15 protein-coding genes and 1 tRNA gene are annotated in these 16,656 nt (G+C 62.4%); 5 read left to right on the top strand and 11 right to left on the bottom strand.

The features are described from left to right. Positions 1-28: 28 nt before the first annotated feature. Positions 29-433, bottom strand: coding sequence for a PaaI family thioesterase (locus HWY05_RS17205; protein WP_035554148.1), 405 nt, complete (start codon positions 431-433; stop codon positions 29-31). Between the two features lie 202 nt (positions 434-635). Between HWY05_RS17205 and HWY05_RS17200 the strand changes: the two genes are divergently transcribed. Beyond that, positions 636-711: transfer RNA gene (locus HWY05_RS17200), tRNA-Lys, on the top strand. Positions 712-911: 200 nt separating this feature from the next. Further along, positions 912-1,499, top strand: coding sequence for a LysE family translocator (locus tag HWY05_RS17195; protein WP_176059027.1), 588 nt, complete (start codon positions 912-914; stop codon positions 1,497-1,499). A gap of 9 nt (positions 1,500-1,508) precedes the next feature. On the opposite strand, the gene HWY05_RS17190 is transcribed toward HWY05_RS17195, so the two are convergent. From HWY05_RS17190 to cadR, 6 genes are all read right to left on the bottom strand, one after another. Continuing rightward, on the bottom strand, positions 1,509-2,354 hold the full coding sequence (locus tag HWY05_RS17190) for an AraC family transcriptional regulator (RefSeq protein ID WP_176059026.1): 846 nt from the start codon (positions 2,352-2,354) through the stop codon (positions 1,509-1,511). Between the two features lie 137 nt (positions 2,355-2,491). Then, a complete protein-coding gene (locus HWY05_RS17185; protein ID WP_035554154.1) occupies positions 2,492-3,283 on the bottom strand; it encodes an ABC transporter substrate-binding protein in 792 nt (263 codons plus the stop codon). 132 nt (positions 3,284-3,415) lie between these two features. Continuing rightward, positions 3,416-4,570: a pyridoxal phosphate-dependent aminotransferase gene (locus HWY05_RS17180; protein ID WP_035554156.1), complete on the bottom strand. Its 1,155-nt coding sequence runs from the start codon at positions 4,568-4,570 to the stop codon at positions 3,416-3,418. Between the two features lie 372 nt (positions 4,571-4,942). Then, positions 4,943-6,346 carry an ATP-dependent RNA helicase DbpA gene (dbpA, locus tag HWY05_RS17175; protein WP_035554158.1) on the bottom strand — a complete coding sequence of 468 codons (1,404 nt, stop codon included), beginning with the start codon at positions 6,344-6,346 and terminating at the stop codon, positions 4,943-4,945. A gap of 33 nt (positions 6,347-6,379) precedes the next feature. After that, positions 6,380-6,580, bottom strand: coding sequence for a hypothetical protein (locus tag HWY05_RS17170; RefSeq protein WP_035562518.1), 201 nt, complete (start codon positions 6,578-6,580; stop codon positions 6,380-6,382). Between the two features lie 118 nt (positions 6,581-6,698). Beyond that, complete coding sequence (cadR, locus tag HWY05_RS17165) at positions 6,699-7,130, bottom strand: Cd(II)/Pb(II)-responsive transcriptional regulator (protein ID WP_035554160.1); 432 nt, start codon at positions 7,128-7,130, stop codon at positions 6,699-6,701. Between the two features lie 79 nt (positions 7,131-7,209). Between cadR and HWY05_RS17160 the strand changes: the two genes are divergently transcribed. Further along, the gene (locus HWY05_RS17160; RefSeq protein WP_176059025.1) at positions 7,210-9,537 is read left to right on the top strand and encodes a heavy metal translocating P-type ATPase; all 2,328 of its coding nucleotides are present in this window, start codon (positions 7,210-7,212) and stop codon (positions 9,535-9,537) included. A gap of 29 nt (positions 9,538-9,566) precedes the next feature. Here the strand turns inward: HWY05_RS17160 and HWY05_RS17155 are convergent, their stop codons facing one another. Then, positions 9,567-10,610 (bottom strand): helix-turn-helix domain-containing protein, encoded by a 1,044-nt coding sequence (locus HWY05_RS17155; protein ID WP_176059204.1) that lies wholly within the window; start codon positions 10,608-10,610, stop codon positions 9,567-9,569. Positions 10,611-10,946: 336 nt separating this feature from the next. On the opposite strand from HWY05_RS17155, the gene adh reads away from it, so the two are divergent. Together adh and HWY05_RS17145 are read left to right on the top strand one after the other, a co-directional pair. Beyond that, a complete protein-coding gene (gene adh, locus HWY05_RS17150; protein ID WP_035554166.1) occupies positions 10,947-12,467 on the top strand; it encodes an aldehyde dehydrogenase in 1,521 nt (506 codons plus the stop codon). 64 nt (positions 12,468-12,531) lie between these two features. After that, positions 12,532-12,927: a DUF779 domain-containing protein gene (locus HWY05_RS17145; RefSeq protein ID WP_035554167.1), complete on the top strand. Its 396-nt coding sequence runs from the start codon at positions 12,532-12,534 to the stop codon at positions 12,925-12,927. Positions 12,928-12,932: 5 nt separating this feature from the next. Here HWY05_RS17145 and eutC read toward each other — a convergent pair whose 3' ends face one another. From eutC to eat, 3 genes are read right to left on the bottom strand one after another with little or no spacing between them, the layout of a single operon-like run. Continuing rightward, positions 12,933-13,733, bottom strand: a complete 801-nt coding sequence (gene eutC / locus HWY05_RS17140) for an ethanolamine ammonia-lyase subunit EutC (protein WP_176059024.1) — start codon at positions 13,731-13,733, stop codon at positions 12,933-12,935. Then, positions 13,730-15,124 carry an ethanolamine ammonia-lyase subunit EutB gene (locus HWY05_RS17135; protein ID WP_035554171.1) on the bottom strand — a complete coding sequence of 465 codons (1,395 nt, stop codon included), beginning with the start codon at positions 15,122-15,124 and terminating at the stop codon, positions 13,730-13,732. Before HWY05_RS17135 ends, eutC begins: the two co-directional genes overlap by 4 nt. A 43-nt stretch (positions 15,125-15,167) precedes the next feature. Continuing rightward, entirely contained in the window at positions 15,168-16,571 is a 1,404-nt protein-coding gene (gene eat / locus HWY05_RS17130) for an ethanolamine permease (protein WP_035554173.1), read from the bottom strand. Positions 16,572-16,656 lie beyond the last annotated feature (85 nt).

Below are 16,656 nucleotides of genomic sequence, written 5' to 3'. Positions count from 1 at the left end.
TGACTTTGATGCGGCTCACGCCGCGGTGCTAGTCGAGCAGCGCGTAGGTGGTGGTGGCGTGGACGGCCATGTTGCCGGACTCGTCGAACAATTCGACCTCGCCGAACACCAGATTGCGGCCCATGCGCAGCACGCGCGCGGTGATCAGCACGTCGCCATTGCGGACCGCGCGCATGAAATTGATGTTGAGCGAGACGGTGCTCATCGGCTTGAAGCCACCGAGCGCGGCGGAAATGGCGACGATCATCGCCGTGTCGGCCGCGGCCATGAAGACCTGGCCGCAAATCACGCCGCCCGAATGACGCAGACCCCCGGAAAACGGCAGACGCAGCGTGGCGCTTTCGTCGTCGACTTTAACGGGCGTCAGCGTGAGCGCACGGACCCAGGGAGCGAGGATGCGGTCGAGCAACGCGATAATCTCTTTCTCATCCATGGCAATCCTCGGTGGAGAGCCGCGCGACGCTTCGTGCGGCAAGGGTTCGCGACATAATACCGGGACGGGAAAGGCCGCGTGTTTTTGACGGCCGCGTGGCGATCGAGGAATGCTTCGAACCCGCTGAAGCCGCTATTTTTAAGAAATCTGCTAAAGAGGCTTGGCAAGTTCTGGAAATTACTGCATAATTTCGCTTCTGTTGGGGGCGTTAGCTCAGCTGGTAGAGCAGCGGACTCTTAATCCGTAGGTCGACAGTTCGAATCTGTCACGCCCCACCAAAGATTCAAAGCAAAAAGCCCGGTCCTCGCGACCGGGCTTTTTGCTTTGCGGCGCGCGTTTTCAGCGAACAATCGCCCCAAGCCAGAGCCCGACGAAATCCCACGCATTCCCCACAGCAATTTCCTTCAATACACCCCACCGCACCGCCCGCTACCGTTCAGCGTCGCCAATCCGGCGCACTCCTGTTTCGGGGCATCAGATGACCGCATTACTCTCCATGGCCGCATTCGCGCTGGCCAGTTCCATTTCTCCCGGTCCGGTTAATGTCGTGGCGCTCAGCGCCGGCGCGCAGCACGGACTCGCCGCGAGCATGCGGCATGTCACCGGCGCAACCGTCGGCTTCACCGTACTGCTTCTGCTCATTGGTCTCGGACTGCACGAGTTGCTCGCGCATTTCCCGAACCTGATCGCGGTAGTCAAATGGGCGGGCGTCGGCTTTCTGCTCTACATGGCCTACAAACTCGCCGTCGACGACGGCCGCCTCGGCGCGGATCAATCCGCCCGCGGCCCCTCGTACGCCAATGGCGCGGCGATGCAATGGCTCAACCCGAAAGCGTGGCTCGCGTCGCTGGCCGGCATGGGCGCCTATGCAGCCGATGGCGACGGCCAGCTCGTCTGGCAATTCGCCGTCGTCTATTTCGTGATCTGCTATGTGTCGATTGCGAGTTGGGCGTACGCCGGCACGTTCCTGCGCAAGTACTTGCAGGAACCGCAGCGCGTCAGGGTATTCAATCGCGTCATGGCCGCGTTGCTCGCGGCGAGTGCGCCGTATCTGCTGGTCGAGTGACGCACCGACTCAACTGCGATATTGACCCGGCGTCGCCGCAACCAGCCGCTTGAACGTACGTTGCAAATGCGCCTGATCGGCGAACCCGGCGTCAAGCGCGACGTCCGCGATCAAGCGGCCACGTCGCAATTGCGCGCGGCTGTACTGAATGCGTCGATTGATCAGATACGCGTGAGGCGTCATGCCATAGCGCTGTTTGAACGCGCGAATCAGATGCGACGGCGAGAGTTCGGCCGCCTTGCACACGTCATCGAGTCTCAATGCACGGGTGCAGTTTTCCGCGATGAATTCCGCTGCGCGCGAGAGCTGCCGGCTGGCGTCGTGATCCGGCAAAGATGCCGGGTTCAGCTTTTGTTGTACTTCAGAGAAGAAGACGACTGCCGTGCTTTCTTTGTGAAGAATCTCGGCATCACTGTCCACGAGAATCGCATGCAAACGGTTCAGATCATCGAACAGTTTCAGGTCCGTCGTCATGGTCTGCGAGAACGCGCGAAACGCGTGGTTTTCGCTGAAACCCAGTTCGTGTTGCAGACTCGTGAACCACGTCACGTCTACATGCAGCATGCAGTACGACCAGCGCTCATCGGCGACGGGATTGCAGGCATGCACGTCGTCCGGATTCATCATGACGACCGCGCCTGCGCCGATCCATTCGCTCGCGTGGCGATTCACGTAGACGCTGCGCCCGCCGGTTACGGCGCCGATAGAAAACGTCTCATGCGAATGTTTGGCGTAGCAGACCTCGCGGCCATCGTCGATGGAACGCGCCTTGATGAACGGCAACGCGTCGCTGCGCCAGAACTTCGGCGCAGAAGCGCATTTCGCGTGAATGGCCGCTTCCGTCGTCTCGCTCATCTACCGGCTCTCCGATGTGTACGCAGACCTCGCACACCTGCAAGGCCTACGTATCGTAGCCGCCAAACGGATCGTCAACAAGACAACTCATGGAACGAAGACGCGAGGTGTTTCAGCGCGCCCGGTACACCGCAGCCTTACTTCGCCGAGATGTCGATATTGCCGAGATATTTAGCGGCCAGCGTCTTCACCGTGCCATCCGCCTGCACCTTGGCGATCGCCGCGTTCAATTGCTCACGCAGCGCCGTATCGCCTTTACGAATCCCGTACGCGATACCGCTGCCGAGAATCTTGTCGTCACGCACAGGTTGCCCGACGAACGCGTAGTCCTTGCCGTTCGGCTTCGACAGAAAACCCGCCTGACCCGCGGGCGCGAGCACGAGCGTCGCGTCGAGGCGACCCGAGAGGAGATCGGTATAAACCTGGTTCTGATCCTGATACGGCACGACCGTCACGCCGGCCGTTTCCCAATGCGTCTTCGCGAAGGTTTCCTGAATCGAAGCCTGCAATACGCCGACGCGTTTGCCCTTCAACGACGCGGGCGTCGGCAGCAAACCGCTATCGCGCTTCGCGATCAACTGCGTCGGCACGCGATACACCACGGTGGTGAAATCGATCGCCTGACGGCGTTGTTCGGTGGCGTTCATCGCCGAATTGATCGCGTCGAACTTGCGACCCTGCAGTGCGGGAATCAGGCCGTCGAACGAAGTCTCGACCCACTTGCACGTCATATGCGCGGCGACGCAAACGGCATTGCCGACATCGACGTCGAGTCCTTGCAACTCACCATTCGGCCCCTTCGACTCGAACGGCGGATACTGTGCTTCGAGTCCGAATCGCAGTGTCGTTTCAGCGGCACTGGCCGTTGAAAAAGCCGCGATCGATGTGAATGCGCAGGCCAATGCCCATAGTGGCTTGAGCGATTTCATAACAGGTCCCTTCCCTTCGATTCGGTGTCAACGCCTTCATGCAACACGCTGATGCATGAAGGCGTCACGATCATACTGCGGTCAAAAACCCGACCGTTGCGCGCGCAATCAAACAATCAAACAATCGAATCGTCAGATTTCGCACAGACGCCGCGCGCCTTCGAGCAACGTCGCATCGTCCTTCGAGAAGCTCAGGCGAATCAGGCCCGAATCGGTGCCGTCGGTGTAGAACGCCGACAGCGGAATCGTCGCGACCCGCGCATCGCGAATCAGGCGCAGCACGAAGTCGCTATCGCTTTCGTCAGAGAAACCGCGAAACCGCGCGAGCATGAAAAAGCTGCCTTCGCTCGGCAGCAATTCGAAGCGCGAATCGCGCAACGCATGCGCGAGCAGATCACGCTTCTTCTGATAGAACGCGGACAAGCCGAGATAGCTTTCGCGATTCGCCAATGCATCGACGAACGCGTACTGCATCGGCGTATCGGCAGAAAACACCATGAATTGATGGACTTTGCGAATCTCGTCCATCAGCGCAGCGGGCGCGAGGCAATAGCCGACACGCCACCCAGTCACGTGATACGACTTGCCGAACGACGACACGATCACGCTGCGTTCCGCGAGTTCGGTATCGCACGCCATGCTCTGATGTTGGGCGCCGTCGAACACCACGTGCTCGTAGACTTCGTCGGCGAGAATCACGATATCGGTGTTGCGTGTAACGGCTTTTAAGCGCGCGAGGTCGTCCGCGCTGAACACGGTGGCGGTCGGATTGTGCGGCGTGTTGATGATGATCATGCGGGTCTTCGGCGTGATCGCGGCGGCGACCTCGTCCCAATCCACGCGGAAACCATCTAACGAGAGCTTGATCGCTACCGGCGTGGCGCCTTGCAGTCGGACGATCGGACCATAGCTGTCGAACGAAGGCTCGAAGTAGATCACTTCGTCGCCCGGATGCACGAGTGCGCTGATCGTCGAATACAGGCCTTCGCTGGCGCTGGCGATCACGGTCACTTCGCTCTGCGGGTCGTAGCGCACGCCATACAGCGTTTCGACTTTGTCGGCGAGCGCTTCGCGCAGTGCCGCGATGCCGGCCATCGGCGCGTACTGGTTGTGACCGGCGCGCATGGCTTGCGCGACACCGTCGATCAACTTTGCGTCCGGCGCGAAATTCGGTGCGCCTTGCGACAGGTTCAGCGCATCGTGTTGCGCGGCCAACTGACCGATCACGGTAAAAATCGTCGTGCCCACGTCAGGCAATTTCGAGCGGGCTTGCATGGCGCTCTGCATAAGGCTTCTCCCTTTCTTCATCCGGCAATGGATTCGCGGACGGCCAACGGCGTGGCGGTCCCATCCGGTTCGGTGATTAGGCATCAGCCAAAGAAGCGTCACAATCGAAACTTTGTCATGCGCGGCATGCGTTTACGTCATGGCCTGGACGAGTGCGCGTCACCACCGGCGAAGCCTGTGAGATCGGGATTGACAGGGAAAAGGCGGCACCGCGCGAAAAACGCGAAGACGGTGGAAAGCGCCAAGGGTATGAAGGAATGTGATGCGGCAGGGGCAGCGACGATCAGGGCGATCGCAGCTTGACGCGACCCGGAAAAACGCAGGGCGGCTGGCGAGGCAAGCATGAGCGCTCGCGCCGCCAGCCAACGCCGATCAGGCTTCGTCCATCATCCGGACTCTGACCTTCTTGCCCTTCACCTTGCCGGCGCTGAGCTTGCGCAGCGCCTCACGCGCAATGCTGCGTTCCACGGCCACGTAGGTGGACATTTCGGTCACGTTAATCTTGCCGATCTGCGAGCCGTCGAATCCCGCCTCGCCGGTCAGCGCGCCGAGCACGTCGCCGGGACGGATCTTCTCCTTGCGACCGCCGAGAATCTGCAGCGTCTCCATGGGCGGCAACAGCCGCTCATTGCTCGCCGCCGTGAGTTCGGACAGCTTGTGCCATTCCACCTCGCGCTTTTGCGCCTGTTCGAGACCGGCGACGCGGCCCATCTCGTTCATGCTCGCGAGGCTCAGCGCCCAGCCTTCCTGATCGGCCCGGCCCGTGCGACCAATGCGGTGCACGTGCACTTCCGGGTCCGGCGTCACGTCGACGTTGATCACCGCTTCCAGTTGCGCGATGTCGAGGCCGCGCGCGGCGACGTCGGTCGCGACCAGCACGGAGCAGCTACGGTTGGCGAACTGGATCAGCACCTGATCGCGTTCACGCTGATCGAGCTCGCCATGCAGCGCGAGCGCATGAAAACCTTGCGCGCGCAACACGTCGAGCAGATCGCGGCATTGCTGCTTGGTATTGCAGAACGCCAGCGTGCTGACCGGACGATAGTGGTTCAACAGCAAACCCACGGCATGCAGACGCCCGTCTTCGGCGACTTCATAGAACCGCTGACGGATCTTGCTGTTGTCATGCCGCTCGGCCAGTTTCACTTCCTTCGGGTTGCGCAGGAATTGCTGACTCAGCTTGACGATACCTTCGGGGTACGTCGCCGAAAACAGCAGCGTTTGCCGCTCTTTCGGACATTGCTTGACGACGGTGGCGATGTCGTCGAAGAAACCCATGTCGAGCATGCGGTCGGCTTCGTCGAGCACCAGCGTGTTGAGCGACTGCAACGGCAGGCTGCCGCGCTCGAGGTGATCCATGATGCGGCCCGGCGTGCCGACCACGATGTGCGCACCGTGTTCGAGGCTGGCCGTTTGCGGACGCATCGGCGTGCCCCCGCACAGCGTCAGCACCTTGATGTTTTCTTCGGCGCGCGCGAGGCGGCGGATTTCCTGCGTGACCTGGTCGGCGAGTTCGCGCGTGGGGCACAGCACCATGGCCTGCACGGCGAAGTTGCGGACGTCGAGGCGTGCCAGCAGCGCCAGCGAAAACGCCGCGGTCTTGCCGCTGCCGGTTTTCGCCTGGGCGATCAGATCGTGGCCGGCGAGCGCGATCGGCAGGCTCGCGGCCTGAATCGGCGTCATCTCGACATAGCCGAGCTGCGTCAGATTCGCGAGCGCGGCGGGCGGGAGCGGCAACTGGCTAAACGGCGCGCCGGCGGGAGTGGGACTGTTCATAGGGTGAGCTCGCTGTCGGCTGGAAAAAAGGACTTAGTCGGCCATCGGGCCGTTAGCGGGACGGCCTTCGATCTGCTCGTACAGCACCGAACCGTCTTCGCCGTCGAAACGCTCGACGTAATTGCGCGCGCCGCACATCGGGCAGCGGAACAGCAGCCCTTGCCCTTCGTTCTTGATGACGACGTCCGATTGCTCCCACCGCGCGTTGCAGGGCTGGTTTCTACAAGTAAACACGTTGATTCTCCAACTGGATTCGATGATTGTTTGGACCGGCCACAGGTGAGGCGAGGCCTTCGCCATAAAGCTGCGCGCCGCCGCCGCGCGGCATTCGCGTTAGCGCGGCCGACACGCCTTAACCCAGATGCGTATGCCGCGCTCGCGGCGCGCTCACATCCATATCGGTCAGACCTTGCACGATGCCGCAGTCTTCAACGGCCTGTTCGCCGTGGCATTGCTCGCGCAACGTGGTGAGTTGCACTTTCAACTGCTTCAGCTCCTCAATGCGCGTATCGACATGCGCGATGTGCTCGTCGATCAGGGCATTGATGCCGCCGCAACCCTCGGCGGGCGCGTCGGTGAGACGCAGCAACGCGCGGATCTCGTCGTGAGTCATATCGAGCGCGCGGCAGTTGCGGATGAAGCGCAGCCGTTCGACGTGCTTGCCGGTATAGCTACGGTAATTGGCTTCGGTGCGGTCCGCTTCGGGCAACAGGCCCTCTTTTTCGTAGAAACGGATCGTTTCGGTCGTGCAATGGGCGATTTTCGCCAGTTCGCCTATTTTCATGGACCCTCCGGATCGCGGCCTTGACCTTGTAGTGGCTTCAAGGTGTTTACTAGACCACAAATCGAACCAGGAAGCCACCATGTCTCACGCCGACCACGCCGAAGCAGACCGTCCCGAACAGGCCAAAGCCTGTGCCCACGGGCACGCCGGGCATGACCACGCTGGTCACGACCACGACCACGACCACAAAGGCCATGATCACAAAGGTCACGCCCACAACCACGCCGACGCAGGCTGCTGCGGCTCGACACCCAGCACTCTGGCCGCGCCGATCCGCTTGCCGCGATCCGAAGCCGTCGGCAACGACGTGCGTACCGCCATCCGCATCATGCAGATGGACTGCCCGACCGAAGAAGCGCTGATCCGCAAGAAATTCAGCCGCATGCCGTATGTGCGCAGCATGGACTTCAACCTGATGCAGCGTGTGCTGACGGTCGTGCACGCGCCGGACGCGCTCGAATCGATCCTCGCCGCGCTGCGTTCGCTCGACTTCACGCCCGAAATGGCGGACGCCGGCCCGAACGGCTCGCCGGCGACCGCTGCCGCCGCGCCGGCCAAGCCGTGGTGGCCGCTCGCCCTGGCCGGCGTCGCCGCGGTGGGCTCAGAGGCCGCTGGCTGGCTCGGCGCACCGATCTGGATGGCTGCGGGTCTGGCGCTCGTCGCGATCCTCTCCTGCGGCCTTACAACCTACAAGAAGGGCTGGCTCGCGATCCGCAACGGCAACCTGAACATCAACGCGTTGATGAGCATTGCCGTCACCGGCGCGCTGGTCCTGCGCCAGTGGCCGGAAGCCGCGATGGTGATGGTCCTCTTCACGATCGCCGAACTCATCGAGGCGAAGTCGCTCGACCGCGCCCGCAATGCGATCCAGGGATTGATGCAACTCACGCCCGAACAGGCGAGCGTCCAGCAGCCCGACGGCAGCTGGCAAGCCACGGATCTGAAAGCGATTGCGCTCGACGCGGTGGTTCGCGTGAAGCCGGGCGAGCGGATCGCGCTCGACGGCGAGATCGTCGCGGGCCGTTCGAGCGTGGATCAGGCGCCGATCACCGGCGAAAGCCTGCCGGTCGACAAGACCGTCGGCGACGCCGTGTTCGCCGGCACGATCAACCAGGCCGGTTCGTTCGACTATCGGGTCACGGCCGCGGCCAGCAACACGACGCTCGCGCGCATCATCCACGCGGTCGAGGAAGCGCAAGGCACCAAGGCGCCGACGCAACGTTTCGTCGATCAGTTCGCTCGCGTGTATACGCCGATCGTGTTCGCCGTCGCGCTGGCGGTGGCGATCGTGCCGCCGCTGCTGTTCGGCGGCGCATGGCACGAGTGGGTCTACAAGGCGTTGGTCATGCTGGTGATCGCCTGCCCGTGTGCGCTGGTGATCTCGACGCCGGTAACGATCGTCAGCGGGCTTGCAGCGGCCGCCCGCAAAGGCATTCTGATCAAGGGCGGCGCTTATCTGGAGCAAGGCCGCAAACTGCGCCGCCTCGCGCTCGACAAAACCGGCACGCTGACGCACGGCAAACCGGTGCAAACCGAACTGGCGATCCTCGCCGACGTCGACGACGCCCGTTGCCGCTCGCTCGCGGCGAGTCTCGCGGGAGGCTCGGATCATCCGGTATCGATGGCGATTGCGGCGACGGCGAGGACCGACGGCGTCGCCAGCGTCACGGTCGACGCGTTCGAAGCCCTCGCCGGACGCGGCGTGCGCGGCGAGATCGACGGTTTGTCGTACTGGCTCGGCAATCATCGGCTGGTCGAGGAACTTGGGCGATGCTCGGCGTCGCTCGAAGCCCGGCTCGACGCGCTGGAGCGGCAAGGCAAAACCGTCGTGATGCTGGTCGACGCGGAGCGCGTGCTCGCGCTGTTCGCGGTCGCCGATACGGTGAAGGAGACGAGTCGCGCCGCCATCGCCGAATTGCAGCGCCTCGGCGTCGCCACAACCATGCTCACCGGCGACAACCCGCACACCGCCGCCGCGATCGCGCAGCAGGTCGGCATCGACGAAGCGCGCGGCGATCAGTTGCCGGAAGACAAGCTCAACGCGGTGGCGCAGTGGTCGGCGGAAGGCGCGACGGTCGGCATGGTCGGCGACGGCATCAACGACGCCCCGGCGCTGGCGCGCGCCGATATCGGCTTCGCGATGGGCGCGATGGGCACCGACACCGCGATCGAAACCGCCGACGTCGCGCTGATGGACGACGATCTGCGCAAGATCCCGTCGTTCATCCGGCTCTCGAAGGCGACGCATGCGGTGCTGGTGCAGAACATCGCGCTGGCGCTCGGCATCAAGAGTGTGTTTCTCGTGCTGACGGTGATGGGTCTCGGCACGATGTGGATGGCCGTGTTCGCGGACGTGGGCGCGAGCCTGCTGGTGGTAGCGAACGGGTTGCGGTTGTTGCGTAAGTAAAAACCGCCACCCGTCACCCTCAACCGCTGTCAATGCGCGAACGAACGCTGCCCCGTTACCGCCTGCGCCCCCACCGCGGCCTTCAACGTCTCAGAAGGCCGCATACCGAACAGCTTGCGATAGTCCGTCGCGAACTGGCTCAGATGCCAGAATCCCCACGCCGCCGCAACATCCTGCACCGAACGTGATTCACGCGCAGCGTTGGAAAGATCGCGCCGCGCGCCGTTCAGGCGTATCGCGCGCAGATACGTGGCGGGCGCCATCCCCAGCACATCCTGAAAGCAGTACTGCAGCGTGCGCCGGCTCACATGCAACCGCTCGCACAACTCCGGCACGCTGATCGCCCGGTCGCGATTGACCAGTACATACTCGCGCGCTTCCGACACGATCGACTGCCGGCGTGGCCGCGCCGGCATCGCCACCGGCTCCGACGCCGGCAACGCGCCGACATCGAACAGCGAAGCCAGCACCGACGCCTGCAGATTGTTGCGCGCGAACGGCGACAGCGGCGTGCCGCGCGCCGCGCCGTCGTCGAGCAGTTGCCGCAGCGACGCGCACAAGTGCTCCTTGCGCGCCCGGTCGATCGGCACCACTTCCGTGTGCGGCACATGATCGGCCAGGCCGACGCGCTCGACATCCGCCGCGTAACGGCGCAGCACTTCGCCTTTGACCACCACGCCAAAAATCTCGTAACCGGCCGACGTCAACAGTTCGAATTCGACGCCGCCGGGACGGAACGCCAGCGCGTCGCCCGAGATCACCTGCGCGTCGATACGGCCCGACCCCGCCGGGCAGGTCGGAATGCCGAACCAGTACGCGTCTTTCTGTACCTCGCAGGTTTGCCGCAATGTATGGCTGGTCGTTTCGACGAACACCTGCATGTGATCGAGGCACAACTCGGTCAGGCCGCCGACAAAACTGCCCGCGGTCAACTGGTCGTAGGTCTGGTTCCAGCCGTGCAGGTTGCGCGCCTGTTCATCGGCGTCGTGAGCGACGCAGGTCTGCACGCGGAAGCTCGGCTGCGGCGTGAGCATGGCACTGGTCTGGCCGTCGGATGGGGTGTCGATCGTCATACCGGATCTGCGCAAACGGATATCGAAGCGGGACAGGAAGGCAATTCCCATGCCGAACGGTTTCGCGGCCCGCCCCGCTCCGCCTGAGCGGCGTGGCCTGCGCCACGTCGCTGTTCAATTCCTGAACAGACCGGCACAGGCTGATCAGAAACGGGACGTTACCGCATTGCCGCGTGAACAGCCACACGCCGCAGGCCGTGCGCGAGTGCTTGCTGCGCGTGCACGGATCCCCAGCGCGGTGCATTGGCACACTTCTGGCTGTAGCCTCTCGCGGCCAAGCGAAATATCGCGCCGAATATAGCCCATTCAAACATTCACCATGTGAGGAGCACACAGATGAATCACGCAGAGATGCAATTTCTGACCACCGAATTCCCGTACAAAAAGCAGTATGCGAATTTTATCGGCGGCGAATGGGTCAAGCCTGCGGGCGGTGAGTACTTCGACAACGTGTCGCCGATCACCGGCGAGCCGTTCACGTCGATCCCGCGTTCGCGCGAAGCCGATATCGAACTCGCGCTCGACGCCGCGCATCGCGCGAAAACGGCATGGGGCAAAACCTCGACCACCGAACGCGCGAACATCCTGAACCGCATCGCCGACCGGATGGAAGCGAACCTGCAACGTCTCGCGATCGCCGAAACGATCGACAACGGCAAGCCGCTACGCGAAACCATGGCGGCCGACATTCCGCTCGCCATCGACCACTTCCGCTATTTCGCCGGCGCTGTGCGCGCGCAGGAAGGCTCGCTCTCCCAGATCGACGACGACACGGTCGCGTATCACTTTCATGAACCGCTCGGCGTGGTCGGCCAGATCATTCCGTGGAACTTCCCGATCCTGATGGCGGTGTGGAAGCTCGCGCCCGCACTCGCCGCCGGTAATTGCGTGGTACTCAAGCCGGCCGAGCAAACGCCCGCGTCGATTCTCGTACTGGCCGAACTGATTCACGACCTGCTGCCCGCCGGCGTGCTGAACATAGTTAACGGCTTCGGCCTCGAAGCCGGCAAGCCTCTCGCGTCGAGCAAGCGGATCGCCAAGATCGCGTTTACCGGCGAGACCACCACCGGCCGCCTGATCATGCAGTACGCGAGCCAGAACATCATTCCGGTCACGCTCGAACTGGGCGGCAAGAGCCCGAACATTTTCTTCGCCGACGTGATGAGCGCCGACGACAGCTATTTCGACAAGGCGCTCGAAGGCTTCACGATGTTCGCGCTGAATCAGGGCGAAGTGTGCACGTGCCCGTCGCGCGTGCTGATCGACGAAAAGATCTACGATCGTTTCATGGAACGTGCGTTGAAGCGCGTCGCAGCCATCACGCAAGGACATCCGCTCGACAGCAAGACGATGATCGGCGCACAGGCTTCGCAGGAACAACTGGAGAAGATCCTGTCGTACGTCGACCTCGGCAAGCAGGAAGGCGCCGAATGTTTGATCGGCGGTGAGCGCAATCAGCTCGACGGCGAATTGAGCAAGGGCTATTACGTGAAGCCGACCGTGTTCCGCGGCCACAACAAGATGCGCATCTTCCAGGAGGAAATCTTCGGGCCGGTGGTATCGGTCACGACGTTCAAGACCGAAGAAGAAGCGCTCGAGATCGCCAACGACACGCTGTACGGTCTCGGCGCCGGCGTGTGGACGCGCGACGGCACGCGCGCCTACCGCTTTGGCCGGCAAATCCAGGCGGGCCGCGTGTGGACCAACTGCTATCACGCGTATCCGGCGCATGCGGCATTTGGCGGTTACAAGCAATCGGGCATCGGCCGTGAAAATCACAAGATGATGCTCGACCACTATCAGCAGACCAAGAACCTGCTGGTCAGCTATAGCGACAAGCCGCTCGGCTTCTTCTAAGCATCACGATCCTGTTCGCACGAGCCGCCTTGCGCGGCTCGCGCTTTTTTCAGCGAGGCATGGGATGGTTGACGAGAAAGAAGTGGCCCGCGTGGTCGCGACACCGGCCGCGGTCGAGTTGATCGACAAGCTACGCGCCGAACATGGCGACGTGTTGTTCCATCAATCGGGGGGTTGCTGCGACGGCAGTGCGCCGATGATGTTTCCGCAAGGCGAATTCATGGTCGGCTCGTCCGACGTGAAACTCGGCACGATTGCGAGTGTGCCGTTCTACATGAGCGAATCGCAATTCGAATACTGGCAGCACACGCAGTTGATCATCGACGCGGTGCCGGGCAATGGCGGGATGTTTTCCTTGGAGCGTCCCAGCGGCTTGCGGTTTTTAACGCGCTCGCGGCTCTTTGAAGACGGCGAGAACGCATGGCTGGAGACGCATCCGGTGGAACGCGTCGTTGCATGATGGGTTTACGTCGTGCCGGGTGGACTAGAGTTGTCGCTAACGGCGGGCGTTGCCGGAGCACTTTCCAGCAGCGCATCGCTATCGTCTTTCAGGCCGACGCCCGTGAGACCCAAACGTCTTGCGTGCGTCAGCAGGTAGTGCAACTTGTGCGCGGCGTGCGGATAGTCGAGTCCTTCGGGACGCACGTTGGAAATGCAGTTGCGCTGCGCGTCGCTGCAGCCGACTTTCGGCGCGTAGGTCAGGTAGATGCCGAGACTGTCCGGTGAACTCAGCCCGGGTCTTTCGCCGATCAACATCACCACCAGCTTGCTATTGAGCAACTCGCCGATCTCGTCGCCGAGCGCGACACGCGCCTGCCGCGCGATCACGACCGGCCCGATTTTCCAGTCGATGAGTTTTGCGCACACCGCCTGCAGCAGCGGAATGGATTGCTTCGCTGCGGCGAATGCGGATAGGCCATCTGCAATGACAAAAACCACTTCCGGCGCATCGTTCTGCGCCTGCCCGAGCGCTGTGCGGCTCTCTTCCGATAAGCGCCGCCCAAGATCGGGACGCCGCAAATAATGCTCACGATCCGGCGCGGCGCTATGCGCATCCAGCGTCGTGAAATTCAGCGCGCGCAACTGTTCGTGCAGCACCTCCGCGTCGAGCGGATGATGCACGGCGTCGCGCGCTTGCGCATGCGACAGGTTGAACGCGAGTAGCGGAGCCGTCGGCAAACTATTGCCCGCGCGGCCCAGCGCAATGCGCGCGTTGGTGAACTGGCGCAACGCGTTCCACGGATTCTTTTCGAGGAATTCGCTCATGCGATTCCCATCCAGTCGTTCGCCCCTTCCAGCAGCGGTTGTTGTGGCGATGCGCTCAGCAATGCGCCTCGCGCGTCGGTGATCTGCATCGACTCCAGCCATTCCTCGAATTCCGGCGCGCGACGCAGGCCGAGCACGTCGCGTACGTACAGCGCGTCGTGGAACGAGGTGCTTTGATAGTTGAGCATCACGTCGTCCGCGCCCGGAATGCCCATGATGAAATTGATGCCCGCCACCCCGAGCAGCGTGAGCAGATTGTCCATGTCGTCCTGATCCGCTTCGGCATGGTTCGTGTAGCAGATGTCGCAACCCATCGGCACGCCGAGCAGCTTGCCGCAGAAATGATCTTCCAGTCCGGCGCGCGTGATCTGTTTACCGTCGTACAGGTACTCCGGTCCGATAAAACCCACTACCGTGTTGACCAGGAATGGATTGAATTTGCGCGCCACGGCATAAGCGCGCACTTCGCAAGTCTGTTGATCGACGCCGAAATGCGCGTCCGCCGACAACGCGCTGCCTTGCCCCGTTTCGAAATACATCAGGTTGTTGCCGACGGTGCCGCGCTTCAGCGACAACCCCGCTTCATACGCCTCCTGCAGCAGCGCGAGCGAAATGCCGAAGCCCGCGTTCGCCTTCTCGGTGCCCGCAATCGATTGGAACACCAGATCGACCGGCGCGCCTTTTTCGATTGCGGCAATCGTGTTGGTGACGTGCGTCAGCACGCACGATTGCGTCGGCACCTGGTAGCGCAGGCGGAAGTCGTCGATCATCAGCAGCAGCTTGGTGATCGCGGCGAGATTGTCGCTGGCCGGATTGATGCCGATCATCGCGTCGCCGCAACCGTACATCAGGCCGTCGAGCATCGAGGCGGCGATGCCTTTGACGTCGTCGGTCGGATGATTCGGTTGCAGACGCACCGACATGCGGCCCGGTAAACCCACCGTATTGCGAAAGCGCGTAATCACCGGACGTTTACGCGCCGCCGCGATCAGATCCTGATTGCGCATCAGCTTCGAGACCGCCGCGACCATCTCGGGCGTGAGGCCCGCCGTGATACGCGTGAGCGCGTCCGCGTCGGTCGTGCTACTCAGCAGCCAGTTGCGAAAATCGCCCACCGTGAGATGCGAGATCTCTGAGAAGGCTTGCGGCGAGTGATCGTCGATCACGAGACGCGTGACCTCGTCGCTCTCGTACGGAATCAGCGCTTCGTTGAGAAACGTGCGCAACGGCACCTGCGCGAGCGCCATCTTGGCCGCAACGCGCTCTTCCTCGCTCGCCGCCGCGACGCCCGCGAGCTGGTCGCCGGAGCGTTGCGGACTGGCCTTCGCCATCAAAGTCTTCAGGTCGGCAAAGCGATAGGTGCGACTGCCGATCGTTTCGGTGTAGCTCATCGTTACGACTCCATCGCCGCTGCTTGCGCAGCGGCCCGATCCGTCATTCTTCGAGCAGGGCGTCTGACGGCGCCGCTTCGCGTTGATGGCGCGTCAGCAAAAAGTAGACGTAGCCCAGCGCGAGGAAAATGGCGAACACAATCGCCACCAGAAAATTGAAGTAAACCATCGTGGCCAGACAGATGACCGCGGCGACCAGTGCAAACGCCGGAAAGAACGGAAACAGCGGCGCGCGGAACGGGCGCTCCATGTCCGGATCGCTGCGGCGCAGCTTGAACAGCGACAGCATGCTGATGATATACATCACGATAGCGCCAAATACCGACATCGTCACGATGTTCGCGGTCAGCGTCTGGCCGCCGAACTGGATCAGCTCATCGCTGTAGATCGCCGCGATGCCGACCACGCCGCCCGCAAGAATCGCGCGATGCGGCGTCTTGAACCGCGGATGCACCTTGGAAAGCCATTCCGGCAGATAGCCGGCGCGAGCCAGCGCGAAAATTTGCCGCGAATAACCGAGGATAATGCCGTGAAACGACGCGACCAGTCCAAACAGCCCGAGCCACACGAGCATATGCATCCAGCCGCTGTGTTCGCCGACGATGAACTTCATCGCCTGCGGCAGCGGGTCGTTGATATTTGACAGCTTGGTCCAGTCACCGGCCGCGCCGGCAAACACCATCACGCCGATGGCGAGCACGACCAGTGTCAGAATGCCGGCCACATAGGCGATCGGAATGGAGCGCTTCGGGTTTTTGGCTTCTTCGGCGGCCATCGCGACGCCTTCGATCGCGAGGAAAAACCAGATCGCGAACGGAATCGCCGCGAACATGCCGTGGAACGAACCCATGCTGAAGGTATCCGCGCCGGACCAGCCGCCCTTCGTGAAGTTGGACCATTCAAACCCGGGCGACACCACGCCCATGAAAACCAGCAGTTCGAAGATTGCGAGCACCGTCACGCACAACTCGAACGCCGCAGCGATCTGCACGCCGACGATATTCAATGCCATAAAGACGAGATACGCGCCCATTGCCGCATGTTTCGGCTCGAGTCCGGGAAACTGCACGTGCAGATAAGCGCCGATCGCCAGCGCAATCGCCGGCGGCGCAAACACGAATTCGACCAGCGTAGCGGCGCCCGCCAGATAACCGCCGGTCGGGCCGAACGCGTGACGCGCGTAGGCGAACGGGCCGCCGGCGTGCGGAATCGACGTGGTGAGTTCGGTGAAACTGAAAATGAAGGTCGTATACATCGCGGCAATGAAAACCGCCGTGATGACGAAACCGAGCGTACCGGCGCTTGCCCAGCCGTAACTCCAGCCGAAGTATTCGCCGGAAATCACGAGCCCGACCGCAATGCCCCACAGTTGCCACGTGCCGAGCGTCTGCTTCAACTCGTGATGGGTGACTTTACCGACGTGCTGACTTTTGGATTCTGATTTCATCGGAGCTCCCTGATATGGCCGCTTGCTCGACGCCGCAAGGCTTTGCGGTGCAGGGGCGGACAGCGTTCAACCGATGGTAGTGAGC

The sequence above is a fragment of the Paraburkholderia sp. BCC1876 genome (genome assembly GCF_902833695.1).
Classification (GTDB): domain Bacteria; phylum Pseudomonadota; class Gammaproteobacteria; order Burkholderiales; family Burkholderiaceae; genus Paraburkholderia.
Note: the sequence above shows the minus strand (reverse complement) of the source record. Positions and strands in the feature narration are given on the sequence as shown.